At 68.4% G+C, this 22,186-nt stretch carries 24 protein-coding genes, 1 tRNA gene and 1 pseudogene; 15 read left to right on the top strand and 11 right to left on the bottom strand.

The features are described 5' to 3' along the window. Positions 1-30: 30 nt before the first annotated feature. The gene (locus G5S38_RS10560; protein ID WP_165068271.1) at positions 31-309 is read right to left on the bottom strand and encodes a multidrug ABC transporter ATPase; all 279 of its coding nucleotides are present in this window, start codon (positions 307-309) and stop codon (positions 31-33) included. A gap of 70 nt (positions 310-379) precedes the next feature. Here G5S38_RS10560 and G5S38_RS10565 point away from each other — a divergent pair, with 70 nt between their 5' ends. Then, on the top strand, positions 380-760 hold the full coding sequence (locus G5S38_RS10565; RefSeq protein ID WP_165068273.1) for a cold-shock protein: 381 nt from the start codon (positions 380-382) through the stop codon (positions 758-760). A 298-nt stretch (positions 761-1,058) separates the two neighbouring features. After that, positions 1,059-1,793 (top strand): DUF3027 domain-containing protein, encoded by a 735-nt coding sequence (locus G5S38_RS10570; RefSeq protein ID WP_268921071.1) that lies wholly within the window; start codon positions 1,059-1,061, stop codon positions 1,791-1,793. Here G5S38_RS10570 and G5S38_RS15685 read toward each other — a convergent pair. Then, positions 1,746-1,907: pseudogene (locus G5S38_RS15685) on the bottom strand (DUF2530 domain-containing protein); the annotation flags it as partial. The gene G5S38_RS10570 and the pseudogene G5S38_RS15685 overlap by 48 nt on opposite strands. A gap of 2 nt (positions 1,908-1,909) precedes the next feature. Further along, positions 1,910-3,022: a phosphoserine transaminase gene (gene serC, locus G5S38_RS10580; protein ID WP_165068278.1), complete on the bottom strand. Its 1,113-nt coding sequence runs from the start codon at positions 3,020-3,022 to the stop codon at positions 1,910-1,912. Between the two features lie 122 nt (positions 3,023-3,144). Between serC and G5S38_RS10585 the strand changes: the two genes are divergently transcribed. Further along, positions 3,145-3,837 carry a metal-dependent transcriptional regulator gene (locus G5S38_RS10585; protein ID WP_165068280.1) on the top strand — a complete coding sequence of 231 codons (693 nt, stop codon included), beginning with the start codon at positions 3,145-3,147 and terminating at the stop codon, positions 3,835-3,837. 327 nt (positions 3,838-4,164) lie between these two features. Continuing rightward, positions 4,165-4,662: an HNH endonuclease gene (locus G5S38_RS10590; RefSeq protein WP_165068328.1), complete on the top strand. Its 498-nt coding sequence runs from the start codon at positions 4,165-4,167 to the stop codon at positions 4,660-4,662. A gap of 71 nt (positions 4,663-4,733) precedes the next feature. Here the strand turns inward: G5S38_RS10590 and G5S38_RS10595 are convergent, their stop codons facing one another. The 4 genes from G5S38_RS10595 to G5S38_RS10610 form a co-directional block, all read right to left on the bottom strand. Continuing rightward, positions 4,734-6,440: a glycoside hydrolase family 13 protein gene (locus tag G5S38_RS10595; protein ID WP_165068283.1), complete on the bottom strand. Its 1,707-nt coding sequence runs from the start codon at positions 6,438-6,440 to the stop codon at positions 4,734-4,736. Positions 6,441-6,465: 25 nt separating this feature from the next. Further along, positions 6,466-7,398 (bottom strand): carbohydrate ABC transporter permease, encoded by a 933-nt coding sequence (locus G5S38_RS10600; RefSeq protein ID WP_165068286.1) that lies wholly within the window; start codon positions 7,396-7,398, stop codon positions 6,466-6,468. Beyond that, positions 7,398-8,324: a carbohydrate ABC transporter permease gene (locus G5S38_RS10605; protein ID WP_165068288.1), complete on the bottom strand. Its 927-nt coding sequence runs from the start codon at positions 8,322-8,324 to the stop codon at positions 7,398-7,400. Before G5S38_RS10605 ends, G5S38_RS10600 begins: the two co-directional genes overlap by 1 nt. A gap of 81 nt (positions 8,325-8,405) precedes the next feature. After that, positions 8,406-9,674, bottom strand: coding sequence for an ABC transporter substrate-binding protein (locus G5S38_RS10610; RefSeq protein ID WP_165068290.1), 1,269 nt, complete (start codon positions 9,672-9,674; stop codon positions 8,406-8,408). A gap of 116 nt (positions 9,675-9,790) precedes the next feature. Here G5S38_RS10610 and G5S38_RS10615 point away from each other — a divergent pair, with 116 nt between their 5' ends. After that, positions 9,791-11,032 (top strand): ROK family protein, encoded by a 1,242-nt coding sequence (locus tag G5S38_RS10615; protein ID WP_235929013.1) that lies wholly within the window; start codon positions 9,791-9,793, stop codon positions 11,030-11,032. Positions 11,033-11,078: 46 nt separating this feature from the next. On the opposite strand, the gene G5S38_RS10620 is transcribed toward G5S38_RS10615, so the two are convergent. Further along, positions 11,079-11,546 (bottom strand): GNAT family acetyltransferase, encoded by a 468-nt coding sequence (locus G5S38_RS10620; RefSeq protein ID WP_165068294.1) that lies wholly within the window; start codon positions 11,544-11,546, stop codon positions 11,079-11,081. 93 nt (positions 11,547-11,639) lie between these two features. Between G5S38_RS10620 and G5S38_RS10625 the strand changes: the two genes are divergently transcribed. Beyond that, a tRNA-Arg gene (locus tag G5S38_RS10625) sits at positions 11,640-11,711 on the top strand. Positions 11,712-11,924: 213 nt separating this feature from the next. On the opposite strand, the gene G5S38_RS10630 is transcribed toward G5S38_RS10625, so the two are convergent. Continuing rightward, the gene (locus tag G5S38_RS10630) at positions 11,925-12,395 is read right to left on the bottom strand and encodes an SRPBCC domain-containing protein (protein ID WP_165068296.1); all 471 of its coding nucleotides are present in this window, start codon (positions 12,393-12,395) and stop codon (positions 11,925-11,927) included. Between the two features lie 138 nt (positions 12,396-12,533). Here G5S38_RS10630 and G5S38_RS10635 point away from each other — a divergent pair, with 138 nt between their 5' ends. The 4 genes from G5S38_RS10635 to G5S38_RS10650 are packed head-to-tail and all read left to right on the top strand — an operon-like array spanning position 12,534 to position 15,204. Further along, positions 12,534-13,145, top strand: coding sequence for a TetR/AcrR family transcriptional regulator (locus tag G5S38_RS10635; protein WP_165068298.1), 612 nt, complete (start codon positions 12,534-12,536; stop codon positions 13,143-13,145). Between the two features lie 53 nt (positions 13,146-13,198). Beyond that, positions 13,199-13,660, top strand: coding sequence for an ester cyclase (locus G5S38_RS10640; protein ID WP_165068301.1), 462 nt, complete (start codon positions 13,199-13,201; stop codon positions 13,658-13,660). Positions 13,661-13,679: 19 nt separating this feature from the next. Beyond that, positions 13,680-14,372 (top strand): DNA alkylation repair protein, encoded by a 693-nt coding sequence (locus tag G5S38_RS10645; protein WP_165068303.1) that lies wholly within the window; start codon positions 13,680-13,682, stop codon positions 14,370-14,372. Between the two features lie 52 nt (positions 14,373-14,424). Further along, entirely contained in the window at positions 14,425-15,204 is a 780-nt protein-coding gene (locus tag G5S38_RS10650) for an alpha/beta fold hydrolase (RefSeq protein ID WP_165068306.1), read from the top strand. A 7-nt stretch (positions 15,205-15,211) separates the two neighbouring features. On the opposite strand, the gene G5S38_RS10655 is transcribed toward G5S38_RS10650, so the two are convergent. After that, positions 15,212-16,072, bottom strand: a complete 861-nt coding sequence (locus tag G5S38_RS10655) for a helix-turn-helix transcriptional regulator (RefSeq protein ID WP_165068308.1) — start codon at positions 16,070-16,072, stop codon at positions 15,212-15,214. 154 nt (positions 16,073-16,226) lie between these two features. Between G5S38_RS10655 and G5S38_RS10660 the strand changes: the two genes are divergently transcribed. Both G5S38_RS10660 and G5S38_RS10665 read left to right on the top strand, forming a co-directional pair. Beyond that, entirely contained in the window at positions 16,227-16,583 is a 357-nt protein-coding gene (locus tag G5S38_RS10660) for a VOC family protein (protein WP_165068311.1), read from the top strand. Further along, positions 16,580-17,422: an NAD(P)-dependent oxidoreductase gene (locus G5S38_RS10665; RefSeq protein WP_165068314.1), complete on the top strand. Its 843-nt coding sequence runs from the start codon at positions 16,580-16,582 to the stop codon at positions 17,420-17,422. The genes G5S38_RS10660 and G5S38_RS10665 overlap by 4 nt, the downstream gene beginning before the upstream one ends. A gap of 45 nt (positions 17,423-17,467) precedes the next feature. On the opposite strand, the gene G5S38_RS10670 is transcribed toward G5S38_RS10665, so the two are convergent. Beyond that, on the bottom strand, positions 17,468-18,043 hold the full coding sequence (locus G5S38_RS10670) for a dihydrofolate reductase family protein (protein WP_165068316.1): 576 nt from the start codon (positions 18,041-18,043) through the stop codon (positions 17,468-17,470). A 155-nt stretch (positions 18,044-18,198) separates the two neighbouring features. Here G5S38_RS10670 and G5S38_RS10675 point away from each other — a divergent pair, with 155 nt between their 5' ends. From G5S38_RS10675 to G5S38_RS10685, 3 genes are all read left to right on the top strand, one after another. Beyond that, positions 18,199-18,825, top strand: coding sequence for a YdeI/OmpD-associated family protein (locus G5S38_RS10675; protein ID WP_235929014.1), 627 nt, complete (start codon positions 18,199-18,201; stop codon positions 18,823-18,825). 91 nt (positions 18,826-18,916) lie between these two features. Beyond that, positions 18,917-19,927 (top strand): LacI family DNA-binding transcriptional regulator, encoded by a 1,011-nt coding sequence (locus G5S38_RS10680; protein WP_165068319.1) that lies wholly within the window; start codon positions 18,917-18,919, stop codon positions 19,925-19,927. A 226-nt stretch (positions 19,928-20,153) separates the two neighbouring features. After that, positions 20,154-22,186 (top strand): beta-galactosidase (locus G5S38_RS10685; protein WP_165068322.1); only part of this gene is annotated, 2,033 nt, incomplete at its 3' end.

Genomic DNA, 22,186 nt, shown 5'->3' on the forward strand with positions numbered 1-22,186 from the left:
GATAGTCAGTCATGCCGTGTCCCGAAGGATTCACCGACCCTTACGTGCTGCAGCCGCGTCGCGGGCGCGACGGCGCATGTTGAGGACGAGCATGAGGACAAGCAGGATCATGGCCAACGGAAGGCCGAAATATGGCAATACGGCCACGGCGGGCCAGGCTCCGACGGCGAAGTCTGCGCTGCCCATTCCCGACAGCGTTCCGAAGATGATCGCGAGGAACGAGACGATCGAGAGCCCCACCGTTGCGAGCATCATCGCGGCGAGGATGCGCTCGACGCGGTTCGGGGACTCCGGGGTCATGTTTGCCACATCCCCAAGACTAAGGGCATGGGCTAGCGCTTAGGCTAAGGGCTGCACGCGACGAGAAAGAGGTTTCGCCATGCCCACCGGCAAGGTCAAGTTCTACGACGAGGACAAGGGATTCGGCTTCATCACCTCTGATGACGGTTCCGAGGTCTTCCTGCACGCCTCTGCGCTCGCCGCCGGCACCACGGTCAAGGCTGGAACCAAGCTCGAGTTCGGCATCGCCGATGGCAAGCGCGGCGCCCAGGCGCTGTCGGTGCGCGTTCTGGAGGCTCCGCCGAGCCTCGCGAAGCTCAGCCGCAAGCCCGCCGACGACATGGCGATCATCGTCGAAGATCTCGTCAAGCTGCTCGACGGTATCGGCTCCAACCTCAAGCGTGGGCGCTACCCCGACTCCAGCCACGGCAAGAAGATCGCGGCGATGCTGCGCAAGGTCGCGGAAGAATTGGATGCCTGAGCGCGACGCGACCCCGCAGTCCGACGTCGCCGACGCGAACGAGATCGCCGACGACGCGACCGACTCCGACGCTGCAGACCTCGTCGCCGAGGCGGCCGATGTCGAGGCTCCGTCGACGGGTGACAGCGACGACGTGGCCGAGGCGACGGACATCGCCGACGACGCCATGAGTTCCGACGCCTCCGACCTGGTCGATGAGGTCGCCGACGACGACGCCCCGACGACGGGCGATGACGCTGCCCCCGCCGCTGCCGTCGATGACGCGCCCGCCGAGCCGGTCGCGGCCCGCGAGCAGGAGATGACCACCGAAGACCTCGCGATCGCTCGCGCCGCCCTCGAGGAGATCACCCCGGTCGAGACCATCGGGGTTCCCCAGGGATTCATCGACGAGGGCGACGGCGTGATCTCCGTCTACTTCGACGCGCTCATGGCGGGGTATCCCGGATGGCGCTGGACCGCGAGCATCGCGCACGTCGACGGTTTCGCGCCGTCGGTGCTCGAGACCGAGCTCACCCCCGGTGACACCGCGATCCTCTCCCCGGCCTGGGTGCCGTGGGTCGATCGCCTCGCCGAGTACCAGATCGCGCAGGAAGAGGACGCAGCCGACGACGAGGATGACGAGTCCTCCGACGGTGACGACGACTCCGATGAGGACGAGTCCGACGATGAAGACGACGAGTCCGACGACGACGATGACGATGACGACGAGTCCGATGACGACGATGACTCCGACGACGCTCCGTCGCTGTTGCACGCCGGCGACCTCGACGGTGTGGACATCGACGTGCTCGTGGACCCCGACGCCGCCGACGACGAATCCACCGATCCCGACGACGAGGCCATCGTCACCGAGGTCGCGGAGACCGCGGCAGACGACGCGGGCGAGCCAGCGGTGCTCGAGGACGCGCCAGCGGCTTCAGCGGCGCCGCTGGGTGTAGACGAGACCGAGAACGCCGAGTCCGACACCGATGGCGCAGGTGACGAGCCACCAGCGCTGTCCGGCGTCGACGAGGAATCCACCAAAGAGCAGTAGGCAGAGCAGCACCACGAGCCACGCCGCTGTACCGAGCAGCACCGCCTTGCGGTCGTCGGTGCGCATCGGTGCGGGGTCGGGACGCCTCTCGGAACCCCTGAGCCAGAGCCGCATGGTCAGGAGTTCTCGACCACGAACTCGATCGACCGGATGAGCTGGCGCACGTCGTCCGGCTCGATGGCCACGAATGTCGCGATGCGCAGCTGGTTGCGGCCCAGCTTGCGGTAGGGGTCGGTGTCGACGATGCCGTTTACGCGCAGGGTCTTGGCGATGGATGCCGCATCGATCGCGTCGTCGAAGTCGATCGTCACGACGACCTGCGAGCGGTGCTCCGGGTTCTCGACGAACGGCGTCGCGTAGTCGACCGTCGCCGCCCAGTCGTAGAGGGCCGACGAGGATTCGCGAGTGCGGGCATCCGCCCACGCCAGTCCGCCGTTGCCGTTGATCCAGTCCACCTGGTTCTCCAGCATGAGGAGGGTCGCGAGCGCCGGGGTGTTGAGGGTCTGGTTGAGGCGGGAGTTGTCGACGGCGTTCTTGAGGCTGAGGAACTCGGGAATGTAGCGGTTGCCGGCAGCGATGGTCTCGACGCGCTCGAGCGCGGCGGGCGAGAACAGGGCGAACCACAGTCCGCCGTCGGAGGCGAAGTTCTTCTGCGGCGCGAAGTAGTAGACGTCGGCCTGCGATGCGTCGATGTCGACGCCTCCGGCAGCGCTGGTCGCGTCGACCACGGTCAGCGCGCCCGCGTCACCGTTCACCCGGGTGACGGGTGCCATCACGCCGGTCGAGGTCTCGTTGTGCGGCCACGCGTACACGTCGATGCCTGGGGTGACCCGCACCTCGCTGCGCGATCCGGCGGGGGAGGAGATTACGTCCGGTGCCTCGAGGAACGGGGCGGCGGCTGCGGCGGCGAACTTCGAGCCGAACTCGCCGAAAGTGAGGTTCTGGCTGCGGGTGCCGATCAGCGAATACGCGGCGGCATCCCAGAACGCCGTCGATCCGCCGTCGCCGAGCACGACCTCATAGCCGTCGGGCAGGCGGAACAGCCCGCCGAGGCCCTCCTGCACGCGCTTCACGAGGTTCTTCACCGGCGCCTGCCGGTGCGAGGTGCCGAGAATGGATGCCGCGGCTCCCGTGAGGTGTGCGAGCTGCTCCGGGCGCACCTTCGACGGGCCGCATCCGAATCGTCCGTCGGCGGGCAGCAGGTCGGTGGGAATCTCGAGCGTGGGCATGCAGCGATTCTAGCGACGGCCGCACTCGCGGCCAGGGCGCCCGCCCCGTGCACAGAAGGAATGCGGGGGGAGCGTGGCAGGTTAGGGTTACCTGTGATGGCTGATGCACCAGAGAGGGCTCGATGACCGATCTCATTGACACCACTGAGATGTATCTGCGCACCATCTTCGAGCTCGAAGAAGAGAACATCGTTCCCCTGCGCGCGCGCATCAGCGAACGCCTCGGGCACTCCGGCCCCACCGTCTCGCAGACCGTCGGCCGCATGGAACGCGACGGCCTCGTCGTCGTCGAGGGCGACCGCCACCTCGAACTGACCGTCGACGGTCGCGCCAAGGCCGTGCACGTGATGCGCAAGCACCGCCTCGCGGAGCGCCTGCTCGCCGATGTGATCGGCCTCGACTGGGCACTCGTGCACGAGGAGGCCTGTCGCTGGGAGCACGTGATGAGCGAATCGGTGGAGCGCCGCATCATCGAGATGCTCGACCAGCCGACGCACTCGCCATACGGCAACCCGATTCCCGGGCTCGACGAACTCGGCCTGCACGCGGCAGCCAAGTTCTCCGACGGCGTCGTCAACATCGTCACCCTCGTGCACGGCGCTGTCGGCCCGGTTAAGGGCACCATCCGCCGGCTCGGCGAGCCGGTGCAGTACGAGAGCGAGCTGCTCGAGCAGCTGCGCGCGGCCGGCGTCATGCCCGGCGCGAAGGCCCAGTTCACCTCCACCGGCTCGTACGTGCTCGTGGAGGTCGATGGTCATGAGGGCGGCCTCGAGCTGCCCAATGAGGTGGCCATTCACGTGTACGTCGGCATCTAGCATCCACTCGCCGGTGAACTCCGGGTTACAGCGCGTGCCGCACGGGCAGGGCGCGCGGGTTTGTGGGTTATTCTGATGCTCTTGGAGTCCACCAGAGGTTCGGAGAGCCGATGTCACCCAGTCGCCGCATTCAATCCGTGGATGCGAGCGCGCTGTTCTTGATACGGCACAGCAGTCAGGGCGTGCAGTTCTGCGCCCACGTCAACTAGGCATCGTCTTCTCAGACGGTGCCTTTTTGTTTGCCTGTTCGCCCCGACCGACGACGTGATACCCCGGGAACGCTTCGAATCCCTGCAAGCCGTGCAGGGATGAGTCGATTGGATGAGCATGCGCACGCTGGTTCTCAATGCGGGGTTCGAGCCCCTGGCCGTGGTGTCGTGGAAGCGAGCGCTCGTGCTCGTGATGAACGGCAAGGCCACGATCATCGCCGCTGACGCGGATCACCCCGTCTTCGGACTGCACGATGCGTGGGATCGGCCGTCGGTCATCCTGCTGCGGAGATACGTGCGCATTCCGTCGAACCGCCTCGTGCCGGTGAGTCGCCGCGGGGTGCTGCGCCGCGACGGCCAGCGCTGCGCGTACTGCGGTATCACGGCGACCACGATCGACCACGTGCTGCCGCGCTCGCGCGGGGGCGCCGACTCGTGGGAGAACCTCGTCGCGTGCTGCCTCAAATGCAACAACATCAAGGGCGACCGCACGCCAGGCGAGATGGGCTGGACCCTCCGGGTGCGCCCCAAGCCACCGCACGGCACCACCTGGATGGTGCGCGGCGTCGGTCCGGCATCGCCGGAGTGGGAAGAGTTCCTGACGCCTGCCGCGTAGCGGGCCGAGGCGGCGTTACAGCGAGAAGCGGCGGCCGCGTGATCGCGACCGCCGCTCCTGGGTAACTCCGCCTATCGCTGCGGCGCGAACCAGACCGTTGTCTCGCCCGGCAGCGTCGCTCCCTCGATGGGCTCGCTCGACAGGGCGATCTCGCGTGCCATACCACCGGCGGTCACCGCATCGAGGTCGACCGGTGCCTGGCCGAAGTTCGTCACGACCTCCCAGCCGTTGGGGCGGCGGTAGCGCAGCACGTCGGCCGAGTCGGTGTCGATCCACTCGAGCTGTTCCCCGGTCTGCAGGGCGTGCCGCAGGCCGAGGGCCCGCCGGTACAGCGAGAGCGTCGAGTCCTCGGTACCCTCCTGGGTGGATGCCGCGTAGTCGGCGAACCACGCGGGCTGGGGCAGGTGCGCGCCGTCGGCCCCGAACCCGAAGGTGGCGCCATCCGGGGTCCACGGCAGCGGAACGCGGCAGCCGTCGCGCCCGAAATCCGCCCCTGCGCTGCGGAAGAACGTCGGATCCTGCCGGTCGTCGGCGTGCAGGTCGGCGACCTCGTGTAGGCCGAGCTCCTCGCCCTGGTAGAGGTAGCTCGAGCCGGGGAGCCCGAGCATGAACAGGGTGGCTGCGCGTGCCCTGCGCTCGCCGGTCTCGCGATCGAGCTGGGGTTCGACCCCGCCGGTGAGAACCCACTCCAGCCCGTGCTTGACCGAAGGACGCCCTCCGGGAGCGCGACCGGGGTGCGGAAGACCGTACCGGGTGGCGTGGCGCACGACGTCGTGGTTCGAGAGCACCCAGGTGCTCGACGAGCCGGACTCCGCGGCCAGGGCGAGGTTGTCGGTGACGACGACGCGGAATTGCTCTGCCTCGAAGTCGGCCTCGAGAAGGTCGAAGTTGAACGCCTGGCCGAGGCCCTGCTGGCTCGCGTAGAGGGGCACCCTGGCCTTGTCGACCCACGCCTCCGCCACCGCGGTGCGGGGCGGGTCATAGGAGTCGAACACCTGGCGCCACTCGGCATAGACCTCGTGCACGTCGTCGCGGTCGAGCAGCGGGTGCAGGCCGTCCTGCGGCATGGCATCGAGCTGCGCCTGCGACGGCAGCGGCTCGCTGAGGTCTTTCGTGAGCATGTGGGCCACGTCGATGCGGAACCCGTCGACACCCCGGTCGGACCAGAACCGCAGCGTCCGCACGAAGTCTGCGCGCACCTCGGGGTGCGCCCAGTTCAGGTCGGGCTGCTCGATCGCGAAGCTGTGCAGGTACCACTGGCCGTCGGCGACCCGCTCCCAGGCCGGCCCGCCGAACGCCGACACCCAGTCGGTCGGCGGGGTTGCGCCATCCGGTCCGGTGCCCTCCCGGAAGATGTACCGGTCGCGCGCCGCCGATCCGCGGCCGGCGTCGATGGCCTCGCGGAACCACTCGTGCTGGTCGGAACTGTGGTTGGGGACGATGTCGACGACCACCTTGATACCGCGGGCGTGCAGGGCCGCCACGAGGTCGTCGAAGTCGGCGAGGGTGCCGAGCTTCGGGTCGACGTCGCGATAGTCGGCCACGTCGTACCCGCCGTCGGCCAGCTCCGACGGGTAGAACGGGCTCAGCCACACCGCGTCGATGCCCAGTGCGCCCAGGTAGTCGGCGCGGGAGGTGATGCCCGCGATGTCGCCAAGGCCGTCGGCATTCGCGTCGGCGAAGCTGCGCGGATAGATCTGGTACACGGCGGCCTGCCGCCACCACGGCGCGTTCTCGCCGGCGAGTCCGAGTGCTGGCGCGAGGTCGGTGATTGTCATGGGGTGTTTCCTCTCGGTTGGATGATCAGCCCTTGACGGCGCCCTGCGTGACGCCCTCCATGACCCATCGCTGGGTGAAGAGGAAGACGATGATCGCGGGGGCCATGGCCATCAGGTACGACGCGAACGACACGTTGTAGTTGTTGCTGAACTGGGTCTGGAAGATGCTCTGCACGACGGGCAGGGTCTGCAGCGACGGGTCCGACGTGATGAGCGACGGCATCATGAAGTCGTTCCACGATGCGAGGAACGCGAAGATCCCCACTGTCGCGCTCATCGGTGCGAGCAGCGGAAAGATCAGCTGCCAGAACGTCTGCCACGTCGTCGCCCCATCGATCCTCGCACTCTCTTCGAGCTCTGCCGGAATCGACCGCAGGAACGCGGTGAAGAGCAGGATGCTGAAGCTCAGCTGGAACATGATGTGCAGGATGGTCACGCCGACCGGATTGTCGAGGCCCGCAAACCCGGTGAGCTGGATCTGCGGCAGCGCCACGACCGGGAACGGGATGAACATGGCGGCGAGCAGGTAGAAGAACGACCAGCGGAACAGCCGGCGGTTCCAGTTGCGGGTGATCGCGAACGACGCGAACGCACCCAGGATGACGGTTCCGGCGACGGTTCCTGCGGTGATCAGCACCGAGAGGATGAACGCCCTCGGATAGTCGGTGAGGTTCCACGCCGTGACGAAGCCGTCGACGCTGAACGGTGCCGGCAACGAGAACGCGTTGCCGTCGACGGCCTGCGCCTGCGTCTTGAAGGCCATCGAGACGGTGACGTAGAGCGGGATCAGCACGGTGATGGAGCACAGCACCAGCAGGAGGGTGAGCCTGGTGCTGGGCCGCTGGCCGCCGCCGCCGCTCGAACGGGTGCGGCGGGCGGGGCCCCTGCGGGGCTTGCCGTCGGTGAGGGTGGCGGCGGCGTCGACGTTCTCGACGGCGAGGGCGGGTTGGGTAGACATCAGACGGAGTTCCTTCCACGGGAGATCCGGAGCTGGATCACGGAGATGACGACGACGATGATGAAGAACATGGCTGCGTTCGCCATCTGGTAGGCATAGTCGCCACCGGTGAAGCCCGTGATGATCGTCATCGGGATGCTGCGGGTGGCCGTGCCCGGCCCGCCGTTGGTCAGACCGATGATGATGTCGTAGGCGTTGAGGAAGTTCTTGAGCCCGAGGATGACGTTGATCACGACGTAGCCGGAGACGAGCGGTAGCGTGATGCGCCACAGCTGCTGCCGCTTGCTTGCGCCGTCGAGGTCGGCCGCTTCGTAGACGTCTCCCGGGATCGATAGCAGCCCCGCGATGTAGATGAGCAGGGTGCCGGGGATCGACTGCCACGCCGTGACGATGACGATGCCGATCCAGGCGAGGTCGGGGTTGGCGAGGATGCTCTCGCTCAGCCAGTCGATGCCGAGGGCCTGGCCGAGCGCTGGCACCGAGTTCGAGAACAGGAAGCTGAAGACGTAGGCGATGATGATGCCGGACACCACCATGGGGATCACGAACACCGTGCGCAGCGCCGTCTTCGCCCTGATCCTGGCGGTGAGTCCGACCGCGAGCAGGAACGCCAGCACGTTCACGACGATCACGGTGGTGACCGCGAAGCTGAACGTGAAGAGGTAGCTCTGCAGGATGGCAGGGTCGGAGAACAGGGCCGCGTAGTTGACCAGCCCGATGAAGTCCCAGTCGCCGAACCCGATCGAGTTGGTGAAGCTGAAGAAGATGCCGATGATCGCCGGAACGGTGATCGCGAGGGTGAAGATGACCAGGCTCGGCAGCAGGAAGGCGTAGTAGATCGGCTCTACCCTGCGCTTGCCCGACGGCGACGGCGGTGGCACCGTGTCGCGGGTGGGGGGCGGCGGCGCCGCTATCACTGTGGTCATGATCGGCTCCTTTGCCGGGGTGAGGGTGGGAAGACTGGCGCTGTCGGTGGCGTGCCGGCTCGCTGGGATGCGCTGCGCGGGTTACTGGCGCAGTGCAAGGCGGGCCCAGTCGGCGTCGAGGGTGCGCAGCACACCGGCGGGGTCATCGCCCAGAGCGATGGACTGCGTGTAGTTCTCGGTGGGGATGGTCAGGGGGATGGCCTTCGATGCCCCCTGGTAGAACGCGGCCTCGTCGTAGTAATCCTTCATTCCGAGGATGCGGGGGTCGGTGACCGGGGCGGCGTCGACGGTCGTGCCGTATCCGAGCTGGGCCGCGTTGTATTCATCCATCACGTCCTGCTCGAACAGGTAGCTGAGGAACGCGCGTGCGCCCTCCTGGTTGTCGGATGCCTCGGGGATCCACGCGGCGAGGTCGATGTTGACGCGCACCTCGAGGTCGTCGGCGTCGTCGGTCATCGGCAGCGGGAAGGTGCCGAGCGCGAGGTCGGGCGAGGTCTTGGCTATCTCGCCGAGCGCCCACGGCCCCTGCATGTACATGGCGGCCTCGCCCTCGGCGAAGGCGAGGTTACCGTCGCCGTAGGTGCGGCTGGCCGCGTCGGGGTTGGCGTAGTCGGTGATGAGCTGCTGCATGCGGTCGACCGGCTGCGCGAAGGTCTTCTCGAACGACACGGGGGACTGCGGTCCCACCTCGGTACCGAGCTCGTTCATCTCGTCGTAGAAGCCCGCGACGTCGACCTCACCGCCGACGGTGTAGTCGAACCAGCCCTGTGCGACGGTCCACGGGTCACGGAAGGTGCCGTAGAACGGGGTGATGCCGGCCGCGGTGAGTTGGTCGCACACCGCGATCAGCTCGTCCCAGGTCTCGGGAACTTCGAGCCCCTGCTCGTCGAAGATCTCCTGGTTGTAGATGACGGATGCCGCCATCACCGAGTACGGCAGAACGCTGGTGCGCCCCGGGTACGTGGCGTATTGGTCGACGAGATCCTGCACCTCGGGCAGGATGCGCTCCGACTCCGGCATGTCGGAGAGGTCGCTGAGGGCGCCGCGCTCCATGAAGCGCGCCATCTCCATGTTGTAGTTCAGCAGGCCGAGGTCGGGCGGGTTGCCGCGCAGAAAGCCGGCCTGGAGGTTCGACGAGGTGTCGAGTACGACGTTCACGTCGCTCTGCGACGCGTTGTACTGCTGGATCAGCTCGCGAAAATAGGGGATGGCCTCGGGCTTGCTGAGGTGGAACTGCACCGTGTCGGCGCTGGAGGCGCTCGCGCACCCGGCGAGGGTGGAGCCCGCGATCGTGAGGGCGACCGCCGCGGCGATGGTGCGCGCGATGCGGCGGGGGGAGGGTCTAGGCACGTCATTGTCCTTTCGATACCGTCGTTGGTATTCGACCTTGGTGCGGCAAGTAAATTTACCCACCGAATCAACTGTTCTCGACCATAATGCAACAGGACAACGAAAGGGTCAAGGGTTTGTCGACAGCGCAGGGCAGACTGACGCCGCCAGTGCGGGCGAGCCTGGATGCCGTGCTGTCGTTCGCCTGGGACACCGGCGTCTTCGTCAGTGCAGACGCGATGGGCGCCACGGGGCTCACTCGGTCGACGACGATCGAGTCGCTGGACGAGCTGATCGACCTCGGCCTGCTGCGTGAGCTGCCGAACTCGCGCGATGGCGGCGAGTACAGCAAGGGCCGGCCCGCCCGAAGGTTCGAGCTGCGCGCGGACGCCGCCGTGGTGGTGGGCATCGATGCCGGCCGGTCGCACCTCACGACCACCGTCGCCGACCTGCGCGGTCGGGTGCTGGTGTCGGAGCGCCGGGAGCGCGACCTGAGGCACGAGACCGCGGATGGCAGGAGGGCTGCGGTGCACGACGCCATCGACGGTGCCCTCGAGACGCTCGGCCGGTCACGGTGCAGTGTTCTCGCGGTGTGCGTCGGAGTTCCGGCACCGGTCGACTCCCGCGGGGTGTCGCCGCAGCACCGGGACGGCTTCTGGCGCCTGATGAACCCCGACCTCGCGGCGGCGCTCGCCGAATGGGCGCCGATCGTGCGCATCGAGAACGACGCGTCGCTCGCGGCCGTTGCCGAGGGTGCCATCGGCGGCGCCGTGGGGAGCAGGGACTACGTGGTGCTGCTCGCCGGCGACCGCCTCGGTGCGGGCGTCGTGGTCGACGGCCATCTGCTGCGCGGTGCGCACGGGGGTGCGGGCGAGATGCTCGCGTTCGACAGGGTCGAGGGTGTCGGCACGGCCGAGGGGCTGGGGCTGCGGTTGACGGAATGGGTGCGCGAGGCGGCGGCTGCGGGTGAGGTGCCGCCGCGGCATCCACTTGCCGGTGTTGCCGTCGACGAGCTGACGGGGCGGGCCGTGCTCGGGCTGGCGCGGTCGGGCGACGAGTGGTCGCGGGCATTCGTGCGCCGGGCGGGCGCCGTGCTCGCGCGGGTCGCGGGGATCTTCGGCAGCCTGTACGACCCGGAGCGCGTGATCATCTCGGGAGCGGTCGCGGAGGGACTCGGCGAGGCGATCGAGGAGGCCCGCCGGCTGCTGCCCGAGGAGCTCGACCTGCCAGCGCCCGAGCTGCTGCTGTCGACGCTCGGCGCGGATTCCGTGGTGACCGGCGCCGTCGCGGCTGCGGTCAAGGCCGCGCGCGAGGGAGCGCTGACGATCGGCGGGTCGTCGTCGCGCACGGTGGACGAGATCCTCGAGCCCGCGTCGTAGGTGGGAGTGGCGGTCGGGGCGCGGCGTGCGTCGTTCCGCGCGGCGGCTAGTCGTCGGGGATGAGGCGCTTGCCGAAGCTGACCGCGGCGTCCTGCCGGTACCCGAGCGCTTCGTAGAAGCCGAAGGCGTCGGTGTTGTCGGCACGGATCTGCATGTTCAGCTTCGGGCAGCCCGCGGCCTGCAGCATCCGTTCAATCTCGGCCATGATGGCGCGCCCGTAGCCGCGCCCCTGCGCGGTCGGGTCGACGGCGAGGTAGTTGACCCAGCCGCGGTGTCCGTCGTAACCGGCCATCGCGGTGGCGACGATCGTGTCGTGGTCGACACCGTATTCGGTGCCGGTCTCGGTACCGGTCGCGGTGTTGGGCTCGACGCCGACTATGAACAGCTCGCGCTGCACGGCGAGCTTGCGTTCGATGTCCCGGCGCGGGTCGTTCCACGGGCGGGTGAGGCCGCAGTCGGTCCAGAGTTGGATGACGCGGTCGGTGTCGGCTTCGTCGAACGGGCGCAGCAGCATCCGGTCATCCTGCCACGCGCCGCGCGTGGCCCCGCCGCCGAATGCCGACGCGGGCGGGGCAATCGGCCGTGGACGGGTAAACTCGACGGGCCAGCCTCTGTAGCTCAATGGAAGAGCAGTTCCGTCCTAAGGAAACGGTTGGGGGTTCGAGTCCCTCCAGGGGCACGAATCAAAAAGACCGCGTACGAGCTACCCGCATCAATGGGTGACAGTGCGCGGTCTTTTTGATTCGTGACTGTGGGTGGCCCCTCGATCCCCGGGGGTCCCCGCCGGAGCAGTCCGCCGCATTCGCTCATGCGTTTCGAGCTCTTACACCGGTGACCGCGAATGTGGAGGCGGCTCCGGTGGGGCGTCGAGTCCCTCCAGGGGCACCCGCACTCACGCAGCCGCGACGCTGAACTCGCTGCTCGAGGCGGCTGCAGCGGCGGCACGCGCTTCGACCCGGCTCTTCAGCGCCCGGTTGAACGCGGCGTAGCCGCCCTCGTTGTGGCTTCTCGCGAACAGGCCCTCGAACGGCGTGACGGAGACGCCCGAGAAGGTCTCGGTGTTCTCGACGCGGGTGGTGCCGTCGGCCCTGCGGACGAGGGTGAAGTTGTGCTGCCCGATGAAGAGGCGCTCGGAGATGAACTTGGCCGACCACTGGAGCTGCTCGTTCGGCGTGGCCGCGGTGACCGTGGAGGTGAAGGCCATCCCCGGCATGCGCATCGTGAGCTTGGTGCCCAGCTCGGGCGCCCCGTCGATGCGGGAGAAGTTGCTCCACTCGCCGTAGGCGGTGAAGTCGGAGAGGACCTCCCAGACCTGCTCGGGGGTGGCGTCGATGCCGATCGTGGTGGCGAGGACGATGCTCATGATGTGTTCCGTTCGTTGGGGTGGAAGAAGTCGTGTGGCTACTATGTATCGCCAAGTGGCTAGTGTCAATAGCCAAATTGAAACTGATGAGCAGAATCGGCTATTGACACTAGCCAGCGGGCCCGTCACGCTTGCCCCATGCAACAGAACTCCACATCACCTCCCAGGCGCGGGCTGACCCGCGACCGCGTCGCCGAAGAGGCAGCGCTGCTCGCCGACGAGGTCGGCCTCGGCAAGCTCACGCTGACCGCCCTCGCCGACCGGCTCGGCGTTCGCCAGCCGTCGCTCTACAAGCACATCGATTCGATGGCGGGTCTGCACCGCGACATCGCCGTCCACGCGAAGAGGGAGCTGGGGGAGGTGCTCGCCCGGGCGTCCGTCGGCCGGTCGGGTGCGGATGCCATCACCGCGATGTCCCACTCCTATCGGGACTGGGCGGTGAAGCATCCAGCCCGCTATGAAGCGTCGAACCTCATGCCCGCCGCCGACGATGTCGAAGATGCCGCGGTCTCGCTCGCGGCCATTCAGGTCATCGCCGACGTGTTGACCGCCTACGAGCTCGACGGCGACGACGCCGTCGACGCCATCCGCGCATTCCGCTCGACCCTGCACGGGTTCGTCTCGTACGAGTCGGCCGGCGCTTTCGCCTGGAGCGCGAATGTCGACCGCAGTTTCGGACGCCTGGTGAACGGCTTCATCGTCGCCCTGGCCCAGTGGAAAAGTTCACCCGCCAAACACCCGGGACTGTAATAATCCTCGAAAAATCCGCCCGATCCACCATCGCACCTCGAAGGAGAAACACCATGGCATTCGCCGACAACGACACCGCCCAGCTCGACCGGAAAGCCGCCACCGCGCTCGTCGCGAAGTGGCTCGACCTGTGGAACGGCGACACCGCGATCGCCGAAGAGATCATCTCGGACGATAACCGCGTGCACGCCGCGATGTTCGACGGGGGAGACGGCAGCGCAGTGGGCGGCATATCGGGAATGGTGAGCCTCGTCTCGCAGATGCGCTCGCTCATGTCCGACCTCGACTTCTCGGTCGAGGTCGGACCCATCGTCGACGGCGACCACGTCGTGGTGCGCTGGGTCGCGACCGGTCATTACGGCGGCGGAGTGCCAGGGGCCGGAGCGGCGGTCGGAACCGAGGTGACCTTCCACGGCACCGACATCCTGCGCGTCTCCGGCGACAAGGTTGTCGAGTACTGGCTGAACGCCGACACCATGGACCTGATGACCCAGCTGCAGGTCGGGGCCGGCTGACGACACGAGGAGGGCGGCCATGCCAGGCGCAGGGTTGACTGCAGCGTCAGTGCGCGCCGCCCTCGTGGCGGCCGCGCGCGAGACCGAACGCGCCAAGATCGCCACGCGCATGACCGACGACGTCACGACGGTCATCGGGGTGCGCATGGCGACCGTCTTCGACATCGCGAAGGCGCACACCGCCATGACGCTCGACGAGGTCGACCGTCTGCTCGACAGCGACGCCTACGAAGAGCGCATGGTCGCCGTCAGCGTGCTCGACTTCAAGGCCCGGCAGCGGCGAACGACACCGTCTGAGCGGCAGGCGCTGTATAACCTGTGGATGCGGCGGCTCGACCGTCTCGACACCTGGGACTACCTCGACCGCTCGGCCCCGCGAGTCGTCGGCGCGTTCCTGCTCGAGCGGCCACGCGACGTGCTGTTCGACCTCGCGCGCTCGCCGAATCGCTGGCACCGCAGGGCGTCGATCGTGGCCGCATTCTGGATCATCCGGGAGGGCGACATCGACGATCCGCACACTCTCGACCACCCGCTGGCCCTCTGTGCGATGCTCGCGGCCGATGCCGAACGGTTCGTGCAGACGGCCGTCGGAACGGCGTTGCGCGAGATCGGCCGGCGGGATGCGGCGAGGCTTGAGACATTCCTCGCGCAGCATGGGGACACCCTTATAGCGGAGGCGCGACGGACCGCGCGCAGCGCGCTGTCGTCGTAGCCGACGTGATCCGGGCCTTGTCGAAATGCACCGCCCGTGGTTTCGTGGCGACATGGACACGGTCACTTCTGCAGACGGCACGTCGATCGCCTTCGAACGGACGGGCTCCGGGCCGGTCGTCGTCATCGTGAACGGGGCGATGTCGACCGCGGCGGATGCCGCGGACCTCGCGGCGGCGCTCGTCGGAACGGGGCTGTCGGCGATCGCCTACGACCGCCGCGGGCGCGGTTCGAGCGGAGACGTGAAGGGATCGACTCCCGACCGTGAGGTCGAGGACCTCGCGGCGGTGATCGATGTCGCAGGCGATGACGCCGCGATCTTCGGCCACTCGTCGGGCGCGGTGCTCGCCCTGCTCGCCACGTCGGTCGGCGTGCCCAGCTCGGCGCTGTTCCTCTCCGAACCGCCATTCCGCTTCGGGGTACACGAACCCGCCCCGGATCTCGCCACGCGCCTGCAGGACCACGTCGACCGCGGCGAACCCGAGGAGGCGCTGATGACTTTCCAGCGCGACGCGGTCGGCCTGCCAGAGGAGATGATCGAGCAGATCCGCACCAGTGGTGTTCTCGCCTCCCTGGTTCCGCTCGCGCAATCCACCGTCTACGACACGCTGCTGACGAGCCAGGTGTCTACGCCGACACCCGCGATGCTCGGCGTCGCGCAGCCGGTGACCGTCATGCGGGGCGAGCAGACCTTCGCGGTGCTCGTGGCCGCTGCGGATCGGCTGGCCTCCGCGATCGACCACGCCGAGCTCGTGGTCGTTCCCGAGTCGGTCATGCACCGGCCAGACCCCGCCGCCACCGCCCGCGTGATCAGCGAGCGAATGGCGCACTGATCCGCGGCTAGCGTGCCGGGTTCACCGCCCGGAGACGCGGGACGGTCGGAGGGACGCGCATTAGGGCGTGGCAGGTGGCTACGGCCACGGCATCCGCGGGTACGTAGACCATGAAGAGCAGGCCCTCGCCCATGAGTTCCATCGCCTCGTTGAAGAACGCGATCTCGCCATGGGTGGGGTGGGTGAATTGCTTGCGGGGCGACCGGCGCACCGCCACCTGGTTCTCATCCCACCACTCGACGAACTCGGGGCTGCGGGCGCGGAGCTCGGTGAGGAGCGCCGCGAGCCGCGCATCGTGCGGAAAGCGCACCGCGGCGGCCCTCAGGTGCGCGACTGCCTCTCTCGCGATGGTCTCCCAGTCCACCCAGAGATCGCGCATGCGCGGGTCGAGGAGCGTCATCCGCGCCAGGTTGCGATGCTCGGGTGGCAGCGTTGCCGGATCAATCCAGAGGATGCTGGTCGCGTCGTTCCATGCCACGAAATCGCCGATCGGAGTCACGACATAGGCGGGGGCCGGAGCCAGGGTCTCGAGCAGGGTCGTGACGGAGGAGCGGGTCTCGGCCGCATAGCTCCGTGGTTCGGCAATGCCCGCGAGGAGGAACAGGTGGGAGCGCTCGCCCGCTCCCAGATTGAGCGCGGTCGCCAGTGCCCGCACGACGGGTAGCGACGGGTGTTCGTCGCGTCCCTGCTCCAGCCGGGTGTAGTAGTCGACGCTCACGCCGGCCAGAACGGCGACCTCCTCCCGTCGGAGCCCCGTGGTTCGCCGCTTGGTGTGCACCGGCAGTCCGACGTCCGCCGGGCCGACCCGTTGCCGACAGGCGCGGAGGAACGCACCCAGGCCTCCAGAACCGCGGTCGTCGATCACCACCCGCCCATTATCCGACCCGAGTCCCCGCCGAGGGTGGTCCCCGCAGGGCCTCCCTCGGCGCCCCGCCCCAGCGCGACCTGGAGGCCCGGCGGGGGCAGGAGCACGCTCGACCCCAGGACCCGACGCATGGTCGGGCCGGGAAAGGGTTCGCATCATGAAGACCATCTGGATCGAGATGGCAGCGCGGGATATCGACCGCGCCAATCAGTTCTACGCCACCGTGTTCGGCCACGAACCGCCAGAGGTGATGAGGGACGCCGGCCGGGCCATCATCGTCATTCCGGGCGAACCGATCGTCTCGCTCAACGAGACGCCGGGGTTCGAGCCCAACGGCGACGGCACACTCCCTTATTTCGAAGCGGGGCGGCCCATCAGCGCTGCGCTCGACCGAATCGTCGCGGCCGGTGGAGCTGTCACGGAGCACATCACGGAACGCCCTGGCTACGGCTTCTTCGCGATCGTCACTGACACCGAGGGCAATCACTTCTACGTGCATTCGGCGGACAGGTGAAGGTCGCACTGCTCGGCACCGGCCGAATGGGCACGGAACTCGGGCGCCATCTGCCCGCGGCGGGCCACGACCTTCGCGTATACAACCGGACACCGGGAAGGGTCCGGGAGCTCGTCGCGATGGGTGCCTCAGCAGAACCGACTGCGGGGGATGCCGCGGCGGGCGCCGACGTTGTGCTGTCGGTGCTCTTCGGCCCAGATGCCGTTCGCGACCTCGTGGTCTGCCCCTACCCGGGCATTCCCGCCGGATCGCTCTGGATCGACGTCACGACGGTCGGGCCGAACGATGCGAGGGAGTTCGCAGGCTGGGCTGGCTCGAAATCGATCCGCTACGTTCACTCCCCGGTGATCGGTTCACTGGGTCCGGCGCGGGCCGGTGCGCTGGGAGTTCTGCTCGGCGGGGAGTCCTCCGCGATCGACGACGCGGTTCACCTGACCGCGCTGTGGTCGGACCCGGCCCGGGTGTTCGTATTCGATACTCCGGCGAGTGCTGCGGCAACGAAGCTCGCGGTCAACCTGGGGCTGGCGGTGGCAATCGAGGGGCTCGCGGAGGCGCTGGAACTCGGGCGAACGGCAGGCGTGGACACGGAGGTGTTGCTCGACGTCCTGGGCGCGTCGCCCCTCGGCGCGGTCGTTGGTGCGAAGCGGTCGATGATTGCCAGCGGCGACTTTCGGGATGCGCATTTTACGGTGAATGCGCTCGCCAAGGACATCTCGCTCGCCATGGCGGTGGCGTTGACGCCCCCTCCCGCCTTGGGCGCTGCTGCCGGCGCGCTCCACGGGGCGCAGCGCGCCGGGCGAGGGGAGTGGGATTTCTCCGTGATCGCCGCCCTGGCCTGATTCGGCAGAAGTTGACTCCGCTGTAGCGTCACCGTCGACGTCGCGTCAGCGCACGACGTCGTAGATTGCCTTGATGACGCCGTTCGAGTAGGCCTCCGACTCTCGAAGCGACAGCGCCTGCCGGTCACGGTCGTCGGAGCTGAAGACCCTTTTGCCGGCGCCGAGGAGCACCGGGTAGATCAGGATGTTGTACCGGTCGATGAGGCCCGCATCGGCGAGGGTGCGGGCGAGCTCCGCGCTTCCGTGGATGAAGATCGCGCCACCGTCGGTCTGCTTGAGGGCCGCGACGTCGTCTGCGGACCGCAGGATCCCTGTCTCGCCCCAGCTGCCGAGGAGGGCGTCGGTCTGTATGGACGTGGACACCACGTACTTGGGCAGGTTCTGGTACGCGGCGTGGTCCTCCGACCCCGACCAGACCGGGGCGAACGCTTCGTAGCTTCGCCGACCGAACATGAGCGCGGTCGTCTCCCCGAGCTCGTCGCCCTTCAGCGAGAACGCCTCAGGAACGAACTCGTGCTCGAGCACCCAGCCCCCGCTGCGATGACCCTCGACCCGACCACCCGGGGAGTCGACGACGCCATCGAGGGTCATGAACCCCGTCCACACCAGTTCACGCGTCATTGCGGCCTCCTCGGGGCGAGCGTCATGCCGGTCTCGGTCGTGCGGCGCCATCGGCGCGCATCGTGAGCAACCCTAGGAGACGGCGGTCGTGGCATCCATAGTCAGACGCCAGACGGGTGGGGGACAATCGCAGCACGTGGTGGAAGGGAGCGCCGATGAACCCCATGCTGAAGCCCGACCTGCCGCTGGTCGAGGTGCGGTCCCGAGCGGAATGGCGCGAGTGGCTCGCGGCGAACGCCGCGACCTCGACCGGCGTGTGGGCGGTGACCGTCAAGAAGGCGCGGCTCGAACCCGGTGACGAGTACGTGAGCGCACGGGACCTCAACGAGGAGTGCCTGTGCTTCGGGTGGATCGACTCGAAGCCGGCTGCAGTCGACGAGCGCCGGTCGGGACTGCTCTGCACGCCGCGCAGGCCGGGCTCGGGCTGGTCGAAGGTGAACAAGGACCGACTCGAGCAGCTGCTGGCCGATGGGCAGGTCACCGCTGTCGGCCTAGCGCTCATCGACGCGGCGAAGGCCGACGGGTCGTGGAGCCGCCTCGACGCCGTCGACGCACTCGTCGTGCCTGACGACCTCGCGGTCGCGCTCGCCGAACGCCTAGGCGCGAGGTCCAACTTCGACGCGTTCCCGCCGTCGGCCCGCCGGGGCATCCTCGAATGGATCCAGAACGCAAAAAGACCCGAGACGAGATCGGCGCGGCTCGCCCAGACCGCGGAGCTCGCGGAGCAGAACATCCGCGCGCTGCAGTGGACGCCGCGGGAGGGGCGGTCGCCCGCGCAGTGACCGGCGGTGCCGGATGATTCGGGGAGAGGTCGCGCGCGCATCCCGTCGCTGGGGGAGAATCAGGGGGTGCCCTGAAGCGAGCGGAGCGAGCATGGACCCGGTGACCGTGGGCAAGCCCGCCACCATCTACGACGTGGCCCGCGCCGCCGGGGTCTCGCACCAGACGGTCTCCCGCTACCTGCGCGGATATGACGGCATTCGACCGCAGACCCGGGGACGCGTCGAGGTCGCCATCAAGTCGCTCGGTTACCGGCCGAACCTCGCGGCACGGCTGCTGCGCTCCCGCACCTCGACGAGGATCGGCGCGCTCGCCCACGAGATGTCCGAGATGGGGCCGGCGCGCGTCGTGCAGGGCGCGTACCAGGCCGCCCGCAGGGCCGGGTACGTGCTCGACGTCGTGATGCTCGACGGGTACGACGATAAGTCGATCTCCGACGCGATCGACCTGCTCACCGAGCAGCAGGTGGCTGGGATCTTCGCCACCGCGCAGACCGACCGCGTAAAGGCGGTGCTGGAGCAGCATCCACGCAATATCCCGATCTTCATCGACTCGCGCATGCTGACCACCGTCGACGGGCGCCCCAGCCCCAACAACGAGTTCGCCGGGCGTGTCGCTGCCGAGGCGCTGCTGGCGCTGGGGCACCGGACCATGGCGACCGTCACCGGCCCGATGGAGTGGCACGTCTCGCGCGACCGCCTCGACGGTTTCGCCGACGCCCTCGCCATTCACGGCCTGACGCCCGCCGCAGTGCTCGAGGGGGACTGGTCGCCCCGATCCGGATATGAGGCAGGGATGCTGCTGCCGATCGACACCGGCATCACCGGCGTCTTCGCCGCCAACGACCACATGGCGCTGGGTGTCATCCGGGCGCTCGGGGAGCGGGGCATTCGCGTTCCCCACGACATGAGCGTGGTCGGCGTCGACGACATCCCCGAGGCGGCATTCCTCACGCCGTCGTTGAGCACGGTACGCCTCGACTTCGAGGCGGAGGGCCACTACGCGATGAATTGCCTGATCGCCGAGATTGAGGGTCGTTCGACGCCTGTCGAGGATCCGCCGCACCCATTCCTGGTCGAACGGGATTCGACCAGGAGCCGCTGAGAGCGCTCCCCTCCCCAAATGGCGGCGCGGGCGCTTCGACGACGCCTGCAGTCGGGCTGGCAGGCACGCTCCCGCCCGATAGCGCGGCCGTCGTCACGAATTCGTCACGGTGCTTGCGCATGCCGAGGTGGCGGGCGTAGGTTGCCTCTCGAGCGGATGTTATCGACAACATCCGCGTCGGCCCAGGGCGCATCGCCGCGCCCGCACGATGACACCGGAGTCATTCATGCACGAGTTCACCCCTGCCGAATCGGCCCTCGACGGCCGTATCCTGTTCGGCGCCGCGTACTACCAGGAGTACCAGCAGACCGGAACACTCGACCGCGACCTCGGCCTCATGGTCGAGGCGAACGTCACCGTGATCCGGGTGGGCGAGTCGGTCTGGTCGACATGGGAACCGCGCGACGGCGAGTTCGACCTCGAGTGGCTGCAACCGGTGCTCGACGGCGCCCGCGATCGCGGCATCGCCGTCATCATCGGCACGCCGACGTATGCGATCCCGCCGTGGCTGCAGGCGAAGCATCCGGAATTCGCCATCCAGCGCGCCGACGGATCGAGCATCGGCTGGGGCCAGCGCCAGGAAGTCGACTTCACCAACCCCGAATTCCTGCCGTACGCCGAGCGGGTCATCCGCCGCATCCTCGAGCGGTACGCGAGCCACCCCGCGGTCATCGGGTTCCAGGTCGACAACGAACCGGGCGCCCACCTCATCCACAACCCGCACACCTTCGCCGCGTTCGTCGAATGGCTGCGCGCCCGGTACGGCGACGTCGAGACCCTGAACCGCGAGTGGGGGCTCGTCTACTGGTCGCACCGCATCGCGGAATGGGACGAGCTGTGGACACCGGCCGGCAACTCGGCGCCCCAGTACCAGCTCGAATGGCGCCGCTTTCAGGCCACGCTGGTGAACGACTACATCGCGTGGCAGGCCGAGATCACGGCCGAGTATGCCAGCGACGCCCAGTTCATCACCACCTGCATCTCGTACGAGCGGCTTCCCGTCGAGGACGACCGCCTGGTTCAGGCGCTCGACGTGGTCGCCGGAAACCCCTACTACCAGATGCAGGACGGCCTGGCGATCGGCAAGGAGGTCGCCCGTAATGGCCGATGGTGGACCACCGGGGTGTGGGCGCTGTTCGGGCAGGGCGACCGCATGTACGCGACCAGCCACAGCCGCTTTCTCGTGACCGAGACCGCCGCCACGTCGATCGGCGGCCCATGGCAGAACCAGCCGCCCTACCCTGGCCAACTCGCGCAGGCCGCCCTCGCCCTGGTCGCCCGCGGCGCGACGATGATCGAGTACTGGCACTGGCACACCCTGCACTTCGGGTGGGAGACCTACTGGGGAGGAGTGCTCCCGCACAGCCAGCGCCCCGGACGCATCTACCGGGAGGCCGCCGAGCTCGGCGCCCAGCTGGGCACCCTCGGCCCGCAGCTCGCCGGCTACGTTCCCGACGCCGACATCAGCTTCATCTACTCGCTCGACACGAAGTGGGCGTGGGACTTTCAGCCGCCCCTCGCGACCGCCGGCGGTGACCCCGACTACGACTCCTACCTCCGCATCACCGACGCCTTCACCCGCGGGGCGTTCGAGGCGGGGCTGCAGAGTCGCCTCGTGCATGCGAGCGCGCTCGAGGGGATGGATGCCGCAGCCTTCGCCGCCGCGAATCCCGTCGTGGTCGCGGCCGGCCTCTACGTGGTGACCGACGCCCAGCTCGACTTCCTCCGCGATTACGCGGCCGCGGGCGGGCACCTCGTGCTCGGCATCCGCACCGGCTACGGTGACCACCTCGGCAGGGCGAGGCGCGAGACCGCCCCGGCCAGGCTCTCGGATGCCGCGGGCACCTGGTACGACGAATACTCCAACATCGCGCAGCCGATCGCCGTGCGCCCACGCGACGGCATGACGCTGTCCGACGGCGCCGCCGGAACCGCGTGGGTCGACGCCCTCCAGCTCGACGGCGCCGACCCGCTGGCCGAATATCTCCACCACACGCACGGCGACCACCCCGCGATCACCACCACCCAGCACGGGTCTGGCCGCATCACCTACGTCGGCACGCTGCCGAACGCCGACCTCGCCCGCGACATCGCCGCCTGGCTGGTGCCGGAACCCATTGCCGGCGGGTGGGCGCCCGACGAGACCGTCACCGTCTCGTCGGGCGCCGTGCCGTCTGGCACGCGGTTCTGGTTCGTGCACAACTGGTCGGGGAAGCCCGCCACCGCCGGCGCCCCCCCCCGCCCTTTCGAAGCGCCGGG

The organism is Marisediminicola senii, from assembly GCF_011057645.1.
GTDB classification, from domain to species: domain Bacteria; phylum Actinomycetota; class Actinomycetes; order Actinomycetales; family Microbacteriaceae; genus Marisediminicola; species Marisediminicola senii.